17 protein-coding genes are annotated in these 19,030 nt (G+C 49.6%); 6 read left to right on the forward strand and 11 right to left on the reverse strand.

What is annotated here, in order from left to right; genetic code table 11:
- Positions 1–129 precede the first annotated feature (129 nt).
- Both ACFQ2O_RS05380 and ACFQ2O_RS05385 read left to right on the forward strand, forming a co-directional pair.
- Complete coding sequence (locus tag ACFQ2O_RS05380) at positions 130–1,167, forward strand: type II glyceraldehyde-3-phosphate dehydrogenase (protein ID WP_377523571.1); 1,038 nt, start codon at positions 130–132, stop codon at positions 1,165–1,167.
- 46 nt (positions 1,168–1,213) lie between these two features.
- Positions 1,214–1,561, forward strand: a complete 348-nt coding sequence (locus tag ACFQ2O_RS05385) for a DUF1622 domain-containing protein (RefSeq protein WP_377523574.1) — start codon at positions 1,214–1,216, stop codon at positions 1,559–1,561.
- A 160-nt stretch (positions 1,562–1,721) separates the two neighbouring features.
- Here the strand turns inward: ACFQ2O_RS05385 and ACFQ2O_RS05390 are convergent, their stop codons facing one another.
- Positions 1,722–2,729 (reverse strand): potassium channel family protein, encoded by a 1,008-nt coding sequence (locus ACFQ2O_RS05390; protein ID WP_377523577.1) that lies wholly within the window; start codon positions 2,727–2,729, stop codon positions 1,722–1,724.
- Between the two features lie 401 nt (positions 2,730–3,130).
- Here ACFQ2O_RS05390 and ACFQ2O_RS05395 point away from each other — a divergent pair, with 401 nt between their 5' ends.
- The 4 genes from ACFQ2O_RS05395 to ACFQ2O_RS05410 all read left to right on the forward strand — a co-directional run bounded on the left by ACFQ2O_RS05395 (position 3,131) and on the right by ACFQ2O_RS05410 (position 8,787).
- The gene (locus ACFQ2O_RS05395; protein WP_377523580.1) at positions 3,131–3,826 is read left to right on the forward strand and encodes a hypothetical protein; all 696 of its coding nucleotides are present in this window, start codon (positions 3,131–3,133) and stop codon (positions 3,824–3,826) included.
- Between the two features lie 24 nt (positions 3,827–3,850).
- On the forward strand, positions 3,851–5,290 hold the full coding sequence (locus tag ACFQ2O_RS05400) for an MATE family efflux transporter (protein WP_377523583.1): 1,440 nt from the start codon (positions 3,851–3,853) through the stop codon (positions 5,288–5,290).
- A 499-nt stretch (positions 5,291–5,789) separates the two neighbouring features.
- The gene (locus tag ACFQ2O_RS05405; RefSeq protein ID WP_377523586.1) at positions 5,790–8,366 is read left to right on the forward strand and encodes a multicopper oxidase domain-containing protein; all 2,577 of its coding nucleotides are present in this window, start codon (positions 5,790–5,792) and stop codon (positions 8,364–8,366) included.
- A gap of 91 nt (positions 8,367–8,457) precedes the next feature.
- Positions 8,458–8,787, forward strand: a complete 330-nt coding sequence (locus tag ACFQ2O_RS05410; protein WP_377523589.1) for a hypothetical protein — start codon at positions 8,458–8,460, stop codon at positions 8,785–8,787.
- Between the two features lie 628 nt (positions 8,788–9,415).
- Here ACFQ2O_RS05410 and ACFQ2O_RS05415 read toward each other — a convergent pair.
- From ACFQ2O_RS05415 to ACFQ2O_RS05460, 10 genes are all read right to left on the reverse strand, one after another.
- A complete protein-coding gene (locus tag ACFQ2O_RS05415; protein WP_377523591.1) occupies positions 9,416–10,120 on the reverse strand; it encodes a DUF305 domain-containing protein in 705 nt (234 codons plus the stop codon).
- A 96-nt stretch (positions 10,121–10,216) separates the two neighbouring features.
- A complete protein-coding gene (locus ACFQ2O_RS05420) occupies positions 10,217–12,322 on the reverse strand; it encodes a copper-translocating P-type ATPase (protein WP_377523595.1) in 2,106 nt (701 codons plus the stop codon).
- Between the two features lie 10 nt (positions 12,323–12,332).
- Positions 12,333–12,647, reverse strand: coding sequence for a phosphoribosylpyrophosphate synthetase (locus tag ACFQ2O_RS05425; protein ID WP_377523598.1), 315 nt, complete (start codon positions 12,645–12,647; stop codon positions 12,333–12,335).
- 65 nt (positions 12,648–12,712) lie between these two features.
- Positions 12,713–13,333: a hypothetical protein gene (locus ACFQ2O_RS05430; RefSeq protein WP_377523601.1), complete on the reverse strand. Its 621-nt coding sequence runs from the start codon at positions 13,331–13,333 to the stop codon at positions 12,713–12,715.
- 249 nt (positions 13,334–13,582) lie between these two features.
- The gene (locus ACFQ2O_RS05435; protein ID WP_377523604.1) at positions 13,583–14,170 is read right to left on the reverse strand and encodes an AraC family transcriptional regulator; all 588 of its coding nucleotides are present in this window, start codon (positions 14,168–14,170) and stop codon (positions 13,583–13,585) included.
- Positions 14,171–14,364: 194 nt separating this feature from the next.
- Positions 14,365–14,847, reverse strand: a complete 483-nt coding sequence (locus tag ACFQ2O_RS05440; RefSeq protein WP_377523607.1) for a hypothetical protein — start codon at positions 14,845–14,847, stop codon at positions 14,365–14,367.
- Between the two features lie 230 nt (positions 14,848–15,077).
- Positions 15,078–15,710, reverse strand: a complete 633-nt coding sequence (locus tag ACFQ2O_RS05445) for a DUF3347 domain-containing protein (RefSeq protein ID WP_377523610.1) — start codon at positions 15,708–15,710, stop codon at positions 15,078–15,080.
- Between the two features lie 92 nt (positions 15,711–15,802).
- Complete coding sequence (locus ACFQ2O_RS05450; RefSeq protein WP_377523613.1) at positions 15,803–16,261, reverse strand: hypothetical protein; 459 nt, start codon at positions 16,259–16,261, stop codon at positions 15,803–15,805.
- 149 nt (positions 16,262–16,410) lie between these two features.
- A complete protein-coding gene (locus ACFQ2O_RS05455; protein ID WP_377523616.1) occupies positions 16,411–17,610 on the reverse strand; it encodes an efflux RND transporter periplasmic adaptor subunit in 1,200 nt (399 codons plus the stop codon).
- A gap of 67 nt (positions 17,611–17,677) precedes the next feature.
- Complete coding sequence (locus ACFQ2O_RS05460) at positions 17,678–18,991, reverse strand: efflux RND transporter periplasmic adaptor subunit (RefSeq protein WP_377523619.1); 1,314 nt, start codon at positions 18,989–18,991, stop codon at positions 17,678–17,680.
- Positions 18,992–19,030: the final 39 nt, after the last annotated feature.

Here is a 19,030-nt window from a genome sequence, read left to right on the forward strand (position 1 = left end):
CTAGCTTTTAAAATGACAAAATAATATTAAAACCTTGCATTGGTCATGACGTTAAAAATTTAGGATGATACATTTATACTGTGAATCTTAACACCGCTTCTTTACACATAATATCAAGTATAAATACCTATGAAAGACAAAGTAAAAGTAGCTGTAAACGGGTATGGAGTTATTGGCAAACGAGTGGCCGATGCGGTGCAGCTGCAGGACGATATGGAACTGGCCGGCGTATGCGATGTGGTTTCCGACTGGCGCATTAAAGTGGCTGTGCAAAGAGAATATCCGGTATATGCATTTGACGGCTCGACTCAGGAAAAAATGGAGCAGGCGGGCATCGAGGTACGCGGAACGCTGGCAGAACTTCTGAAAAGGTGTGATGTGGTAGTGGACTGCACCCCGAAAAAGATCGCGGCCCAGAACATAGAGAAGTATAAAGAGGCGGGGCTGAAGTTCATTGTGCAGGGGGGCGAGAAGCACGAGACTACCGGCCACTCTTTTAGCGCTGAGAATAACTATGACACCGCTTTGGGCCGGGAATCCACACGGGTTGTGTCGTGCAACACTACTTCCATTATCAGAACCCTGACAGCCCTGAAAAAGGCAGGCTTGCTTCAGAAGGCGCGGGGAACCTTGCTGCGCAGGGCCACAGACCCCTGGGAGAGCCACCTGAACGGCATCATGAATACCCTGGTGCCGGAGCCGGAGATACCCAGCCACCAGGGGCCGGACGCACAAAGCGTTGACCCGGAGCTGGACGTGATCACCGCTGCCGTGAAAGTGCCGGAAACACTCAGCCATCTGCATTACTGGAACGTGCAACTTACCAAAGATGCTAGCAAAGAAGAAGTGCTGCAGGCTTTTGGAAACTCCTCCCGCATCGCCATGATTAACTATGGGGACGGCCTCTCTGCCAACAACACGATAAAAGAACTGATGCTGGGCCTGAACCGGCCTTACGGCGACATGTATGAGGTGGCGCTGTGGCAGGACATGCTGAAAGTGGTGGGGAATGAGCTGTTCTATGCCTACCTGGTCGACAACCAAGCCATTGTTATTCCGGAAACGATAGACGCGATTAGGGCGCTGACACGACTGGAAGAAAATGCACAGGCCTCGATACAAATAACCAACGCTGCCTTGGGAGTACGGCAGGGGGCTTTTATTTAATACATAAAAGAAACGTAAATGATCAAACTTCCCCAAACAAAGGTAAATGAAACTGGATGTGTTTAACTCAGTGGCAGTGGCGATCAGTGTGGCGGGGAGTGGCATCATTGTATATGGCACACTTTTGACCTTTTTCCGATTTATAGTAGCGGAGATACGTCACTTTCGTGACGCTACTGCTGTTGTGGTGTGGCAGGAGCGTAACCGGGCCCGGATGTCGGCTTACCTATTGCTTGGGCTTGATTTTATGCTGGCAGCTGACATTATCCATACGATCCATAACCCAAGCTTGAATGAACTCTACGTTTTGGGACTCATCGTAGCCATCCGATCGGTGATCAGTTTCTTTCTCATGAAGGAGATAAAAGAGTCCATAAGTACCGGCAAAAGCTGAGCAATTGATTCAGTAGCGATAGCTATGTATTGTAACGGCACGGTTGGCGAAGGCTTGCTAAATAACTTTTCCCATCAGATAGCAGTGTTATTAAATACATCATTGCGAGACGTGCGACCAAAGAATGTCCAATAGTTATTGCCGGCTACTCTTCAGTATATCAGTAGACTTCTTTCCAGGTCCAGCCGTCCATTTCCAAAAGGGAAGATAGCAGTCTCCTGCGATCCTTCAGGGTCTGTTTGAAAGTTTGTTCAACTTCTTCCCTTGTTTTAGACGGAATCCCTTTCTCCTCCAGTTGCCAGAGCTCAGGTGTAGGGGCATCTTCCTTTGGTGAAGTGTTCTTCAGGAAACCTTCTTTTACCATTTCCAGATAAGAATCCAGTGCCGTTTGGAGCATCACCATTTTCACTTCACTCTTTTTAACATCCTCTGATACGGCCTGCTCCAGGAGCTGGTATGCCTCATCCAGCAGCACAACGGCGGACGCAACAGACAACTGTGCTTGGCTGTTATGAAAGTAATGAATTACAGGAAAGGAGTGGTGGTTCACCGTATGCTGCATTAGCATCTGGCATATGTCTGACACATTATCGAAAAAGGAGGAAAAGCCTTTCCCATCCCAGCTGTTAGCCAGAACCTGCTGTGGCGATTTACCCATGCTGTTGATGTAAAGACTAAGTTTACTCTGCAAACCTACGGCAGACAACACCTGTACAAAATAAGTGAGGGAGGCAGTTATGAAAGCTAAGCCAGAGAAAGCTGTGACACTCGTAGTAATCCGCCACACATCATTTGATGCCTTATAATCTCCTACTCCCAAAGTGGAAAGGGTAAAACCGGCATAGTAGAGCTTCTCCAAGGGGCTGGCATTGGATAAAGTAGTGCTTTTTACAACAGATTCTGGATCAGATAGTAACAGCAGGAACAGACCTGCCCAAAGCCCAAGAACCCAGGTCAGAAGCGTGCAGGTAAGTATAGACGGCCCCGCATACTCAAGCAATTTAGCTTTCCCATTCTTACCCGAAACAAAGAAGAAAATCTTCCACACCGCTTTGGACACTAATTCCGTAACCCGGCCGCCTCCGCTTGAAGAAAAGGTGGTCTTGATGATGTCCATTGCAATTAGGGTATAAATAAGAGCTCCCAGGAAGAGATACAGAATGTTCATAAAGCACATCGAACTGTTAGCGCGTTCTTCTAAACGCAATAACAAATAGGGAGTTAAAAAAACATAGTGATGGCAGATTCAGGTAGTCGGGCAAGTTTAGGCTTGAAATCACTTTCAGGGCAGATGTTGCCTGTTTTAGTGGCACTAGAGCTTGTGATAAAAGCTAAATTATGTAAAAACAACTCATGAATATATAAAACAGAAGGGTGCACGGGAAGGTATAACCAAGCACGCTTTCATTAGACTTATGTAAGCATTAAGTATGGAAACAGTGACTTCATAACTGCTTAAGCAGTGTGTGCAGTTGCTCGTAACTTATTTATGTAGCGTATAGCTCTGAGGCAGTAGTGAATCTACGAACTCCTAAGGGCACAAGGCATAACAATTAAATAACTTAGTTGATGTTTGACGTTTTAATAAGCTCCCAGCCTCCCGTTATAAGCGCACAGGAAAAGGTTAAATTACTTCTCACACCTGTTAACCAGGAGACCTCCGACATTCCCATAGCCCTGGAAGAGGTACACACAAAAGACATTCACCTGATCATTGTTTCAGAAGACCTTTCTTTTTTCGCCCACGTGCACCCGGAAAAGAAAGGCAAGGAATATACCGTTAATTTCTCGTTTCCCTTTGGTGGCAAATTCCTGCTTTACTGCGATATAAAGCCCCTGAACGGCTCCCCAGTAGTTATCAGAAAAACGGTGGATGTTGCCGGTGATAGCAGGGACGTACAGCGCTACCAGCAGGATGTGCTCAGTAAAACGGTTGACAATGTGAGCGTGCAACTGGATGTGCAGGACCTCAATGCCATACGCGTTACTATGAAACAGGGGGAGGCTGCCATACCGGCCTCTTCATTGGGTGATTTTCTGGGTGCTAAGGCCCATGTGGTGATGATCAATGTGGATACAAAAGAATACCTGCATGTCCATCCCATGGTGCACGAGGACGTACTGGTGCTGCACTCCGCTTTTACAGCCAGAGGGCTATATCGGGTGTGGATTCAATTCCTGCTGAACGGGCTACTGTATACCCTGGACTATGTCGTGCAAGTAACTGAGCTTCCTGGGCAGGGGCTTCATGGGCACCATCACTAAACGCAACAAACCGTATTGTTGGCTATGGAGGCTAATAAAGAGCAAGTAGATATACCGGTTACTGTCACTCTTCGTGATAAAATGAAGATTGTCCTGCTCCTTGCTTTCCCGGCAGTAGTAGAGAACTTCTTTCAGACATTTATTGGCTTTGTGGATGTCTATTTTGTCTCAAAGATAGGCCTAGCGGAGGTTTCTGCCATAGGGGCCACCAACGCTATACTGGCTATCTACTTTGCCGTCTTTATGGCGATCGGGGTGGCAGCAAACGTAAGGGTGGCAAATGCCTTGGGAGCGAAACAGGTCGAAAGAGCCCGGCATATAGCGCAGCAGGCCATCATACTATCCATCCTTTTTGGCATACTGACCGGTATCGTAACGTTGTTTTTTGCACGCCCCCTGCTCACGCTCATGGGGCTGGAAGAGCAGGTGCTGGATATTGGGGAGAACTATTTCCGGGTTGTGGGCATACCATCCGTGTTCATGTCGCTCATGTTTGCGCTTAGCGCCAATTTGCGGGGTTCGGGTAACACACGGGCACCCATGAAAGTCAGCATTATGATCAACATCTTTCATGCGTTCCTGGGGTATGCCCTTATTTTCGGTTTCTGGATCTTCCCGGAAATGGGCGTTACAGGTGCTGCCTTGGCCACAGTTGCCTCACGCATACTTGGGACTCTTCTGCTGGTCTACTACATCCAGCGTTCGGAGGTGCTGGCCTTCCGGAAAGACTTCTGGTCGGTGGACTGGGGCCATCAGAAGGAGCTTGCTACATTAGGCAGCCCTGCGGCCGGGGAGGTGCTTATCATGCGGGCAGGGCAGATCGTCTACTTCGGGTTCATCGTTTCGCTGGGAACCAACGTCTTCGCCGCCCACCAGATTGCCGGTAATGTGGAGGTAATCTCGTATATGGCAGGTTATGGCTTTGCCACAGCAGTTACTATACTGGCCGGTCAGCAGATAGGTGCAGGAAAAATAGAGGAGGCGATTTCCTTCACAAAGATAGGTGCCTGGATGGCTGTGGGCATCATGGGGGTGTTGGGCTTGCTGCTTTTCTTCCTGGGAGAGTGGGCAGGTAGTCTGTTCTCTGAAGACCCGGAGGTGATCTCTAAGATAGGAAGCGCTCTGAAGGTATCGGGTGCGTTTCAGCCTTTTCTGGCTGCCTTGTTAACGCTTACAGGTGCGTACCAGGCTGCCAATAACACAAAGTTCCCCATGTACCTGACGGCGGCTGGTATGTGGGCCATCCGCACCGTTCTGGTCTACTACCTTGGTATCACCTTAGGCTGGGGTCTGACTGGTGTCTGGGTTGCCATTGGTATAGACATTGTGACCCGTGCAGGGGTACTGGCCTACAAGTTTGCTAAGGGTACCTGGATGAACCTGGAAAAGGAAGCAGAGGTGGAATCACAATGTCATCCGCAATCTATTAAAGAGACCATGTCCGACTGCGTTAACAATTACTGAGTAACTCAAGTGCCTCCAAAGTCCGGTGATCCGTACCAGGAGCATGAAAATCAGCACAGTAGGACTTGTGTAGCGAAGTTACCTCGATTTGCCGTTTTTTCCCAAGCAACAGAGAACAGTTCTCAGGTACCTTGGAGACTCTACTAGTTATCCTGACGCCGTCTTTGGAGGAGATAGGTTATCTCGATCAGATCCACTATAGTCAACATATAAAGCAGAACTCCCAGAACCAAATATTGGTAGTTTATAGAGTAAAATTTTTCTTTTCAGATAAACGGGGAGACAGGCTTAGGAGGCCTTATGTGAGGTTCTGTATCTGTACTATTATAGACGTAGAGCCTTGAATGTAGCCTCAGCCACATTTTTCTTTTATTCAGAACATGTGGTAAGTCCAATAAGTATAAGAGTATAAGTTGACCCGACCGCTTGATAATTATGAGGTTCCGAAAACCTTATACTAAAATAGTTTAAGATAAATATGTAGGAGGAGGCACCCGCTTTGAAAGTACAATACGCTTACACCCTGGTTTTAACCCTAATCGCACTTTTGTCCTTTACCCCACAAGAGAGTATAGCACAAGCCGATACTGTTGTGTACCACCTGACTATCGATCAGGAGCAGGTGAAGATAGCCGGAAACAAAAGCATGGGCATGACCATCAACGAATCCATCCCCGGCCCGACCCTGCGGTTTAAGCTTGGAGACTATGCCGTGATACATGTTACTAACAAGATGGATAAAGAGACATCTATCCACTGGCACGGCATCCTGCTGCCCAACTTCTTTGACGGGGTGCCTTACCTGACCACGCCGCCCGTTGAGCCGGGCACTACCTTTACCTATGAGTTTGAGCTTAAGCATACCGGTACATACTGGTACCACTCCCACACCGGCCTGCAGGAGCAGTCGGGAGTGTACGGCTCCATTGTAATTGAGGACTCGGAGCAAAAGCTGGAGTATGACTCTGACCTGGTGGTTGTGCTGTCGGACTGGACCTATGAAAAGCCAACCAATGTGCTGAAGACGCTGAAGCGGGGGCTGGAGGTATATGATATTCAGAAAGGTACTTCTACGCCGCTAAGTATGGTTATTGCCAAGGGCGCGCTGGGGGCGCAACTCAACTTCTGGAAACAACGCATGGAGGGAGCCGACATCGCCGACATTTACTACCCGGCTTTTCTGAGCAACGGGCAACCTGTGCGTGAGTACCCGGAGTTTAAACCGGGGCAAAAGGTAAGGTTACGGGTGATTAATGCTGCCGCTTCCAGCCAGTTCTGGCTGACCTTTGGTGGAGACACACCTTTACTTGTTGCAGCCGATGGCCCTGACGTGGTGCCTGTAAAGCGCGACAAAACCTTTATCGCGGTAGCCGAAACTTACGATTTTATAGTAACCGTTCCGCAAAACGGTAGGCTGGAGATGAAGGCCACTGCGCAGGACGGTTCCGGCCACACTTCTACCTTGCTTGGTCAGGGACCTGTTATACCAGCACCGGATGTGCCCCGACCTGATAAGATCGCCATGATGCAGCAGATGGCCGCCATGGACATGAGAATGGGCGCGCCGGCCACCAAATTCAACCCCAGCGAGGAGGAGCCTTACGAGATGATGAAGGAGTGGGGCATGCAGATGGACGGTGAGATGCAGATGGAAGAGGGCAAGCACATGGACCATGGGAAAAGCATGGAGCCTAAGCCGAAACCTGAAGAGCAGAAGAAGCCCATGCATCAGCATGAGATGGAGATGAAGCAGGACACGGCAGGCGCTCAAAAGATGGGTCATACCAAAATGAACCACCAGGTGGGAGAGCAGAAAAAGGAGGTGCAGATGCCAAAAGACAGCACCGCCGCAAAGGGTATGGACCACTCTAAAATGGACCACACCATGCACGGCAAGGAAATGCAGCAAGATACCGCCGCCCTTGAAATGGACCATGCTAAGATGGACCACAGCAAACATGGAAAAGCAGCCGGTAAAGCACAGTCAAATCAGCCAGAGGCCAGAAAGGGGATAGGGATGCAGCATGAGGGAATGCCCAGTATGGACATGTTCTCAGAGTACAACTATGATTACCTGAAAGCCCCCGAGCCAACCGATTTTGCCGAAGGGAAGCCTGTCCGGGAGATCCTTCTGAACCTGACGGGGAATATGGTGCGCTACATATGGAGTATGAACGGTGTGCCCCTGAAGGAAGCGGATAAGATCAAGATCAGGCAGGGCGAGGTGGCCCGCATCACGCTCAACAACCTGACCATGATGCACCACCCCATGCACCTGCACGGGCACTTTTTCCGGGTGATAAACGAGCATGGGGAGTACTCGCCGCTAAAGCACACCGTAAACGTAGCGCCGATGCAGAAGGTGGTGATCGAGTTTGATGCCAACGAGTACGGCGACTGGTTTTTCCATTGCCACATCCTCTACCATCTCGATGCCGGTATGGCCCGCATCTTCAGCTATGATACGGTCCGCGACCCACGGCTGAAAAGCTACCCGCTCCGCATCCTGACGAACAAAAGCAACCATTTCTTTTTCTGGGGTGCCGTGGACGCTGCCTCGCATATGGGTGAGACAAGAATGGTGCTGTCGAATTTGCGCAACCAGTTTACCTTGTCGGCAGAGTATGGCTGGAACAAGAACCTGGAGGCAGAGTTTACCTACGGTAGGTTCCTGTACGATTACCTGAACGTATTTGTCGGTGTGAACGTGGAGAACGAGAAGGAGGACAGCATGGAGAAGGTGGAGACTACCGCCATAGCCGGTATCCGATACCTCACGCCCTACATGTTCAACCTCGATGTGCGCCTTGACAACCAACTACGACCGCAGATCAGTCTGGGCCGCGAGGTGCTTATTTTTCCGCGCACCTTCCTGTTCGGGGAGTATGAGTACCAGGCGGACTTCGGCTGGGTAAACGATTTCGCTCCGGAGGAAGGCACGGGCAGAGTAGACAACTACCGAAGCGAAACGACTTGGAACGTAGGGCTGGAGTACCTCATGTCAAAAACTTTCTCGCTCATGGGCAGCTACGACAACCGCTTCGGGGCAGGCGGTGGCCTGACAGTAAGGTTCTAAGCCTTGTTGTTACATTGGTGGCTTAGTTCTGCGTTTATCAGCCACCACTTCTTCAATAAAAGAGTTGAGTCAGGATTAACAAAGAACAGCTATGGAAACAAAACCAGATCGTTTAAGAGAAACGTTGGAAGGGTATGTGGTGGACATAGCCTGTCTTCGCACCACGCCAGTGACCCGGATAGGGGAAGCGGCCAGAGTGCACAGCACAGCCTGTGCGCTGATGGGGCACTGTATTGAAAGCGGGTACGGACTTGTAGACGACAACGGTAAGATTACGCTGCTTGACCCGAAGGCTACCAAGCACGTAATAGAAGCCTTGGTGAAGACGTCGAAAGAAAAAGGAGCCCGGCTGCGTGTAGAGCGTGAGGGGAAAGCCGGTGAAATGGAGACGGTGTCGGTTAGAGAGGCTGTGGACCGGTAGGTTATGACATTTATGCGCGTGGCTACGCTATCTTGTAATCCATGGGCAATCACGCTCATTATGGCACAAGATGCAGTAGGTCAGGTGCTTGTACCTAAAGTAGTCAAACCTATGATGTATAGGGAATCAAAGGCAGCGCTGTGCACGAACTGCAAGGAAGACAGGAAATAAAAGCTACATGAACTACTTTTACCTAATTAGCGGTATTGTCTTGGTTTGCTGGGGCTTCGTAGAGGTCCTCTGGATTACGATATGGGTTGACGGCACGTCTGCTCCTTTAACAGGCCGCGTCACCGCCATGATCGAGGCTATAAAAATAACTGTGTCAAAGGATTATGAGTAATACCTTTAAACTGTAATAGTCAAGAAGTAAGCTTACATTCTCTGGCATTGAACAATAGTTTACCTGACATTTCCAATACAACCTTTTTCTTTCGTAATTCCCCTCTCATTAAAACATGGAGGGGTTTCGAAAGAAAAATGAACCTGTAAGCCTTCTGCTACAAAGATGAACAGTAGTGTCAGGTCAAGTAGTGGCAATTACACTTTAACACAGTTATTTTTACAGCCTCCACTAAAGTTGCGAGGGCTTTGCTTTGTTACATCAGTAACTGGAAAGCCACAAAACTTACTCTTTGTTCTGATCCAGCCAACTCTTTAGTTCCTGAATTTCTTTTTCCTGTTCGTTGATGGTTTTCTGAGCCATCTGTTTCATTTCCTGAGTCTTTCCCATCTTCAGAAACTCACTTGCCATCTCATTGCCCATTTCATGGTGGTGGATCATCATTTGGGCAAAGTGTTGGTCAGTATTCTTACCATTCATGCGCCCCATGTTCTGGTGCCTGTTATCCATCATAGACTTCATCGGCTTCATCATGCGCATAGTAGTGGTGGTGTCGCCTGCAGTAGGTACATGTCTTCCTAAAAAGTCCTGCAGCTTTTGTATATCAGCCTGATTCGTTTCTTTGGTCTTCTGGGCCATTTCCTTCATCTCACTATCTGTGCCATTCGCTATTTCCTCTTCTGCCATACGAATGGCTCCCTGGTGGTGCATGCTCATCATCTGAGCGAAGTCATGGTCCGGATCGCCTGTGATTTTACCTCTCATTTCCTGCATTTCCTCCATATTCCGGTGCATATGAGCCATCATGCCCGCCATCTCGCCCCCTTGCATGGTGTGCTGGGTGTGATCTTCACCCATCGTCGTATCTGATTTGGCGTCGGTAGCTGTGGCAGTCTCTGCTCTGTTGCTTTCCTGGCTACAGGCTGCGAGAAGGAAGACTAATCCTACAAACAGCATTTTTATTGGTAATTGCCTATTTATCTTTTTCATAGTTCTGAGTTTATTTTGTTTTAAACCTGATTGTTGAAAGAAACAAGTAATAAATGTGGCAGTTTTTAATCTGTAATGTGCACTAACTTACATATTCTACTTTATCTGCCTCCTGAGTAACTGCGCGTTGATGGCTACAATCACCGTGCTTAGGCTCATTAAGGCGGCACCCACCGCTGGTGAAACCATAATACCTTGCTGGTATAGCACACCTGCTGCCAGGGGCAGCGCGATGACGTTGTAGCCGGTAGCCCAGATCAGATTCTGGATCATTTTGCGGTAGGTGGCCTTGCCGAAGAGGATGAGCGAGGCGATGTCCTGCGGGTTACTGTTCACCAGGATGATGTCAGCAGTCTCGGCGGCTACGTCTGTTCCGGAGCCCACGGCAATCCCAACATCGGCCTGCGCCAAGGCAGGGGCATCGTTCACGCCGTCGCCGGTCATGGCCACGAACTCGCCTTTGTCCTGCAGTTCCTTTACCTTTTCCTGTTTCTGGTGGGGCAGCACGTTGGCCAGGTAGCCATCCATCTGCAGCTTGTCGCTCACGCTTTTGGCCACCCGCTCGTTGTCGCCGGTGAGCAGCAGGTTTTTGATACCGTTCTCTTTGAGCACACGGATGGCCCCGGCCGACTCTTCGCGGATCTGGTCACGCATGGTGATGTAGCCGACTGGTTGTCCATCCACCAAAATATAAACCACTGTTTCCACGCCTTCCTCAGCTTCGCTGGCCGGCACCGCAATGTTAAATTCTTTGATGTAATTAGGGCCTACCACCTTCACATCGCGCCCTTCTACCATGCCTTCCAGCCCCTTGCCGGGCAGGTAGTTGAACGACTGCGAGGGAGGCACGGCTATACCATCGGCCTTCACTTTCCGGAGGATGCTCTGTGAAATGAAGTGCTCCGAGTTCTGCTCCACACCCGCCGCCAGCCGCAGCATTTCCCGCTTGCCCAGCACATTATCAAATGTTACCACTGAGGAGATTTCGTGGGAGCCTTGGGTGAGGGTACCGGTCTTGTCGAAAATGATGGTGGTGATGAGTCTGGCGTTTTCGAAAGCGGTGCGGTTACGGATAAGAAGGCCGTTGTTGGCGGACACGGCAGTGGATATGGCCACCACCAGCGGCACGGCCAGCCCCAGGGCATGCGGACAGGAGATCACCATGACCGTCACCATCCGCTCCAGGGCAAAGGCAAGTTCCTGGCCTAGCATAAGCCATACGGCCAGCGTGCCAAAGCCGGCGAAGAGGGCGATGTAGGTGAGCCACTTGGCCGCACGGTCGGCCAGGCGCTGTGTCTCTGATTTAGTTTTCTGCGCCTCCTGCACCAGCGTGATCACCTTGTTGAGGTAGCTTTCTTTGCCGGTATACTCCACCCGCACCCGCAACGCTCCGTTACCGTTGATGGAGCCGCCGATGACTTTGTCGCCGCTGTTCTTTTTGACCGGCTTGCTCTCACCGGTGAGCATGCTCTCGTTCAGGTAGCTTTCGCCGTCTTCCACCACGCCATCGGCCGGTACTTTCTCGCCCGGTTTTACCAATATTAAGTCGCCCTTCTGCAGGTCTTCAATGCGCACTTTTACGGTTTCGCCATCCCTGATGAGCATCGCCTCGGCAGGCATCATGCTTACCAGCAACTCCAGCGCTTTGGAGGCACCCAGAACCGAGCGCATCTCGATCCAGTGCCCTAGCAGCATGATCACAATCAGCGTGGCCAGTTCCCAGAAGAAGTCCATGCCCTCTAGGCCAAACACAATGGCTGTGCTGTAGAGGTAGGCGACTGTAATGGCTACCCCAATCAGCGTCATCATACCCGGCGAGCCTTTTCTTACTTCTTCGGCCAGCCCCGTCAGGAAAGGCCAGCCACCATAAAAGTAGATGATGGAAGAGAGGACAAATGCGATGTACATACCATAGGGCACCTCTAGTGAAAAGGCCAGGATGTGCTGCACCATGGGGCTCAGGAGGATCACAGGTATAGAGAGGGCAAGCGAGATCCAGAACCGCTTTTTGAAATCTTCGATCATCATACGGTGATGGTCGTGGCCGTGCTCCCCATGAGGCGGATGGCTGGTGGTATCCTGGTGCATGGCGTGTTCGTGGCCGTGCAGCGTCTTTTCCTCCAGCCGCTCCTCCGTCCCCCTTATACTTCTTTCAGCCTGCTTCTTGGGACCGTGGTGGTGGTGTTCATGATCATTATTCATAGTAGTAGGACTAATGTTTATAGTCTATTTTTAACTTACAAGCCATTTCGGGCGTCACGGAATCTGCATACGTTCCATACGCATCGACCAGCACTCCCTTGACTCCCTGGTTAGATGAGATCGCGTACACAACAGAGTTATCATCCGGGCTACTCGCTCCTTCGAACCGGTGCACTTCGTCAACTTCAAACTCACCAGCCCCTAACTCCAGTTGTAACCGTGGACATTCAAGGCAGTAAGGACGTAAGTTGAAATCCTCCTCATACCCCCGCTGCTTTAGACCTTGGAGTGCCTCTACCATTGTATCATAGTTGTACTCTCTCATTCCTATTTACCTTAAGTTTCGTCTATAAAAAGCAGAGGCGCAGCTATGGGTCTGCGCCTCTAATACTAATGGTGATGCCCCGTATCCAAGTATTTGCCCTGTGGGCCGACGCCTTCTATGTGTACGAGTTGGGCACCATAATGTCCTGCCATAGCCACAGCGTAAGCAGTGCCCGTAAGAACAAAAGCAACCACCAACACGCTCCAGCGCTTTCCTTTAAACAGGAACTGGCTTAACAACTGAGATACCAAACCTATTCCACCAAGGTAAATCGTCCAGTCGGCATAGAGATCATGCTGGTCAAGTACCAGCTTGGCATGTTCTGTAAGTCCATGCGTGTGTGGATGAGCTATCTTCGTTACATAGTAAGCTGTACTGAAACCTATCAAAGTAGCTATAGTGGTGATCCAGTCAAGTTCCTTACGCAGGAACAGGATATTGCACAGCTGAACGGCAGCAGCCACGAGCAACAGTACGATTGGAAAATGAACCACTAACGGGTGCTTGTTTGGAAAATCGTCTGGCCTGGCATGCGCCGAGGCGGGGTCCTGCACATGGGCCGCATGCTCCTCGTGTCCAACACTTGGCACAGCAGCAGTGTCCGGTTCCCGTGTACTTTCTGCTGTTTGGCTGGATTTACCGTGTTTTTCGCCTCCATGTGCATAGGAGGTTCTGATACTGGACACACATAAAAGCAGCATTAATAGAATTAGTGAATAGGTATTTTTCATTTTATAAAGTATTAGTTAAGGGTTGTACAGTAATGGATTAGTACATTTCCACGACACCTAACTACTACATCTATCATTAAAACCAGCCGCTATCCACACAGGTGGGAGCTACACATCTCTAAACATATTTAGAGTACTGAGGTGCAATCAAAGCAGTTTTATAGATTTATGGAGCAGAATTATATATCTGTTGAGTATACTGGATTAACACAGGTTGTCAATAGGGTGGCGGTCAGCACCACCTTCGTTTTTGTATCTGTTAAGGGTTGTGCCTGCAACTTCCTTGAACTGCCTTGACAGGTGTTGCAGACTTTTATATCCTAGTTTGGTTGCAATCGCACTGAGAGGGAGTTCATCGTAAGTAAGCAACTCCTTGACGCGTTCTACTTTCTGTAACACAATGTACCTGTTTAAGGCCACTCCTTCACATGCTTTGAAAGCGGTACTGATTGTAGAATAGTCCTTCCCCAACTTCTCAGCCAGATATGTAGACAAATTAGTGGTAAGGGATGAGATTTCGTCGCTGTAGATTAAGTTTATGACAGCTACTTTGATACTTTCTACAAGCTCTTCTAGCTTATCGTGCAGCAGCTCAAAGCCTTTGCTTGTTATGGCTGCTTTTATAGCTGTTTCGTCTACATCGTCACTTTCAGCTACAACAGCCGTACCTAACTCTACCTCCAGTACATGCAGGCCCAGTTTTTCCAGTTCCTCCCGCACTACCATGATGCAGCGAGGGCACACCATGTTTTTTATTCGAAGCACCCTTTGGTGCTGACTCTTTTTGCTCATTCTTTACAAATAAATTTATGGCGAAGAGTGCTCCATAAGCACAGCACCGCCTAACATGACATACAAACCATCAAGCTCGCAACATGCCTCCCTGAATACTTGGAAACTAATACAGGGCAGGCACACGACGTTAACTACACTGGTCCTGAAAAGGCATAGCTTTTCCAGGATGCAGGCAGGAGCAGGTTTGTGCATCAAATTGTAAGAGAGCGCAGGAATATTCTAATATCCGGTATTTTCGGAGGGGCATCTGGCGGTGCATGCGACACCGCCATAATCAGGTTTCGGTAAAAAGACTGTAGTATAGCCTGATACAGGCTACCCATGAAGGTAAACTGTACTTTTACAAGTGAAGGCAGCTTCACGGAAGGGGAACTCTCCAATAAAGGAGCATAAGCTAACTCTGAACAGCAACTGGCATCCTCTGGCGCAGAAGCAGGCTGTCGATCACCATGGTGCGAGTGCTCATGATGGTCATGCCCGGCAGCAGAGGTCTTACTCTCTGTTCTGTGATGATTACCGTGTCCTGAATGGTGGTGGCTCTGAGTGATAGACTGCAGGCGCTGCACCAGGTGCGGCAGGTTACAAACCAGTTGAACAAGGTACAAGTTTACGAAGACTGTCAGTAAAAGCAGCCCAGCGAAGTTAACTGTCTTGTTACGCTTGGTTCTTTTCATGAAGTTAGTACTTTTTCGAGTAGAGGCTCAGCCAATACGCAATAGGCAAATATAGTAAAAATTGATAGTATTATATATTTAATGTAACAGCAGACACCTATCGCCCCTATTTTCAACGCCTTACAAGCATTTTCTCATGCTTCTTAAAGCTAGAGATTATGCCTATTGGGCTGTTTGATCAGTGTGGTGTAATTGTGGAAGCAGTATGTAACACTGCTTCCACATAAAGCTTAATTAATGGTTTCCTCTGTACTACCGCATTTGAGCATCTGTTCACCGAAGTAAGGGTTTCGGATCTCCTGGTTGGAACTTAGCCAGTAAGCACCCTGGTCGTTGTTAGCCATCGGGCAGTGCTGGTAGTACAACGTCTGATCAGAAGCACCGAAGGCTTTCGTCAACGCAAAAGTTGCCTCGGAGAGCAACTCCAGTTGTCCGCGCTGTGCAGCCAGGTCCGTAGCTTCAGCTATTTTAGAAGCACTTTGCTTTACCTCGCCCAGTTTTTCTTCCGCAAACGCCTTCTGCTCGCCCTGCAGTGCAGATACATCTACTTTATCGGCAGCTGCCAGTACAGCTTTGGCGTCTTCCTGGGCTTTCTGTGCGTCAGAAGCCACCAAATTGTCTTTCAGTTTCAGGTAGCTGTCTATTACTGATTTGATCTGCTCCTTTACTGGACCGGCAACCGAGGTGTAATCCGGAGTTTCTACCACCACTTTGCCCTCAGCCGGCATGGCATCGCCGTGAGCCATACCTTCGTGGTGCTCCATGCTTTCAGTTCCGGCAGTAGTCGTTTCCTGCTTGTTCTCTCCGCAGGAAGAAAGTACAAACGCTGCAAGGGTAGCAGCTAAAAGGGTTCTTTTCATCATTGGTTTCAATAGTTACAGGTTTTAAATTTAATTTTATTTCAACTGGTTTTATAGCAGGAAAGCATAAAAGGGTAAGGCTATACTACCCTTTGTCATTGCTTATACTTCTTGTAGTTTTCTTTAGAAGCAAAGTATAATACATCGCCGTTGGCACTACCCGGCTTCAGGGCAATAAAGGCTTTCGATTTGTCTACTTCCTCACCTGTTACCGGATCAGCGGCGTAACGTACCTGGCGGTCGTTTTGGATAGTTTTAACGCACATTTCGCAGCATCCATAGTACATTTTGTCTTCAAACTCTACCGGGAACTGCTTTTTGCCGCCCATGTAGGCATTGTTCACCATACACACCAGGTCCTTCGGAAGCCCCTCTTCAGTCATCAGGTCTGCTGGTGTAGCAGTAGTTGCCATGTGGCTGGCGTGTTCGACAGCCGGTACTTCTGCAGTAGTTTCATTAGCCGCTGTAGCCTTTGCCTGAGGTGCCTTTTCTGAAGAACATGAGGCCAGTGTAAAGGTGCCAAACACAGCCATGTAAAACAGGTTCTTTTTCATTATTCAGGTAAGTTAAATTGTAATCTGTTCAAGTATAATAAAGCCCAGTGCGAGCAGGATAACCAGGTACAGGAGCCATTTTAACCAAGTGTTTCTTCTTTTGGGCGGCTGTTCGTCGCCTGTTCTACAGCATTCTTTCATCGTATAAATTAATGCTGGTGGCCGGCCATGGGGTCAGCGCCTTTCTTCAATACAAACTCGCTGTACAGCAGGTAAGCACCAGATACTACTACTTTGTCGTTTTCCTTAAGGCCTGAAAGTATAGCTACATTATCAGCACTTTCTTCGCCAATTTTTACCATGCGCGCCTTAAAAGTATCCTTACCCGATTGTACCCACACATGAGCTCCTTTCTCGTCGCGAATCACGGCGTCGGTAGGCAAGGTTAGAGTAGCGCCAGTTGCCGAAGGAAGTAAAACGTTTGCCTGCATGCCCGGTAGGTACTGGTCGTTTGGGTTTGGCAGCTCAGCACGAAGTATAGCCACCTGGCTACCAGCCCTGAACTCCGGACTGATAAAAGTAACCTTTGCCGTTACCGGCTCCTGGCCAAAACCTTCTACCGAAACCTTGATTGGGTCACCTTCCTCTATATTGCCGACTTCCTGCGGATACAGTTCAGCTTCTACCCAGACCTTACCCAATTTTCCTAAGCGGTACAGCACGCCGCCTTCTGCCACATACTGGCCTTCGGCTGCGACGACTTCGGTTATCACACCACCGGCAGGGGCAACAAACGTGATCCGAGGGCTAACCTCACCTGTTCTGGCAAGGTTGCGGATCTGGCCTTCTGTTAAACCGTAAAGTATAAGCTTCTTTTTGGCAGCCTCCAGAAATGATGCAAAACGAGGGTTCTCCTGACCCAGCTCACGGTTTTGCGCCAGGGCCAGCAGGTATTCGCGCTGCAGTGTCAGGAGTTCTTCCGAATAGAGTTCATACAGCGGCTGGCCTTTTCTAATCGTTTGCCCGCTCTCTTTCAGGTACAGTTTTTCAATGCGTCCGGCGGCGCGGCTGCTGATCACATCGGTCTGTGTTTCGTCGAGCACCAGCTTACCGGTAAGTATAGCACTGCTGCCCACCGAGCCCGTCTTAACGCGTTTGGTTTTGATGTTGCCCAGCGCAATCTGACTCTCGCTCAGCATCAGTTCCCCGTTCTCCTTACCCGACTGTGACACCGGCACCAGGTCCATGAAGCAGATAGGGCAGGTGCCTGGTTTATCCTGCACAATCTGCGGGTGCATGGGGCAGGTATAGGTAGCCTTTTCACCCTCCGCGTGCGAATTTTCCTCTACGGAGCAGGCCGCTACAAGTATAGCCGTTAACAGGAAGAGTATGTTCAAATATCGTCTCATGTCTATTTTTGAATGAGTGATTGAGTGAATGTGTGAGTAAGTGCTTTAGATTCCCTCAGTCACAATTTTAATTACTGACTTTGATAAAGCTTTCGCTATCAACCATAAACTGTGCGTTGGTAGCGATCACATCAGCTTGTGTTAAGCCGGAGTTTATCTGGATATGATCACCTGCTACAGCACCTGTGGTAACGGTAACAGGCTCAAACACACCATTCACTTTTCTGAAAGCAACTGTTTTTGTACCGATATCCAGTACGGCTGCTTTGGGCACCCACAGCGCTGCTTCGGTTGTATAGGTAGCCTCGGCACTAACCAGCTGACCTACCATTACCTGTTTGTTGTCTCGTGGCAGATAAACGCGTACCTTCGCAAAACTCTCTCCTTCATCAAAAAACGGCTGGAAGAAATCTACTTTCGCCTCCAGTTTTTCGCCCGGCAGTTGCGGGAAGGTGATTACGATCGGAGAACCCTTTGCCAGTGAGCTCATCTCGCCGGCAGGTACATTAAACTCCGCCCAAAGCTGCTCTGCGTTTACTACGCGCACCAGCGGTTGTCCAACTGTTACATACATGCCCTCGCGTAATTGTGTGGCTTGTCCGGCTGGAGTTGTGGCGGCTGTGGCTGGTGCAGCGGCTGTGGCTGCACTGCCTCCGCCCATCGCGTCCATGCCGCCGCCGGCGCTGGCTGCAGGCGCTGCGGCCATACTTGCCGTGGCTGCCGGAGCGGTTGCGTTCAGGTCGATCACGTAACCGTCGTAAGGACTGTAGAGGGCAAAAGTATAGCTTTCTTCGCCGCGGCTTATAAGGCGGTTGATTTGTTCATTGGTAGCACCCAGGTACTGCAGCTTTTGCATGGCAGCCTGTATCAGCTGCTTGTCCTCCGGAGCTGACTGCACCAGGTATAGAAGTTCCTTCTGTGCCGTGATCAGCTCTGGGCTGTATACTTCCATCAGCTTCTGGCCTTTGCGGATCGGCTGGAAGTTATACTTCACGAACAGCTTCTCGATACGGCCACCCACGCGTGCCGGCACCGAGTACACCCTGCGTGGATCGTAGGTGATAATGCCATCCATTTTTATGCTTGCCTCTGCCGTTTTTTGCTCCAGCTTGGTAGTTGCAATGCTGGCTATCACAGTGCTGTTGGTCGGTTTCAGCAGGAAAGCCAGGTCTTCGTTGATCTCAACGCCATCGCCGTGCGCCGCTTTAGGCACCAGGTCCATGCCACAAATAGGGCAGGTGCCCGACTTGTTCTGCACGATCTGCGGGTGCATCGGGCAGGTATATTCCGTATCGCCCTCGGCATGCTTATGGTCTTCCCCCTTGCAGGCCGCCACTAGTACAGCCAGCGCCAGGAAAAGTATGTTCAGGTATCGTTTCATGTTTAATTTTGATTGCGTGATTGAGTGAATGTGTGCGTA

The sequence above is a fragment of the Pontibacter rugosus genome (assembly GCF_042678745.1).
In the GTDB taxonomy this organism is placed as follows: Bacteria; Bacteroidota; Bacteroidia; order Cytophagales; family Hymenobacteraceae; genus Pontibacter; species Pontibacter rugosus.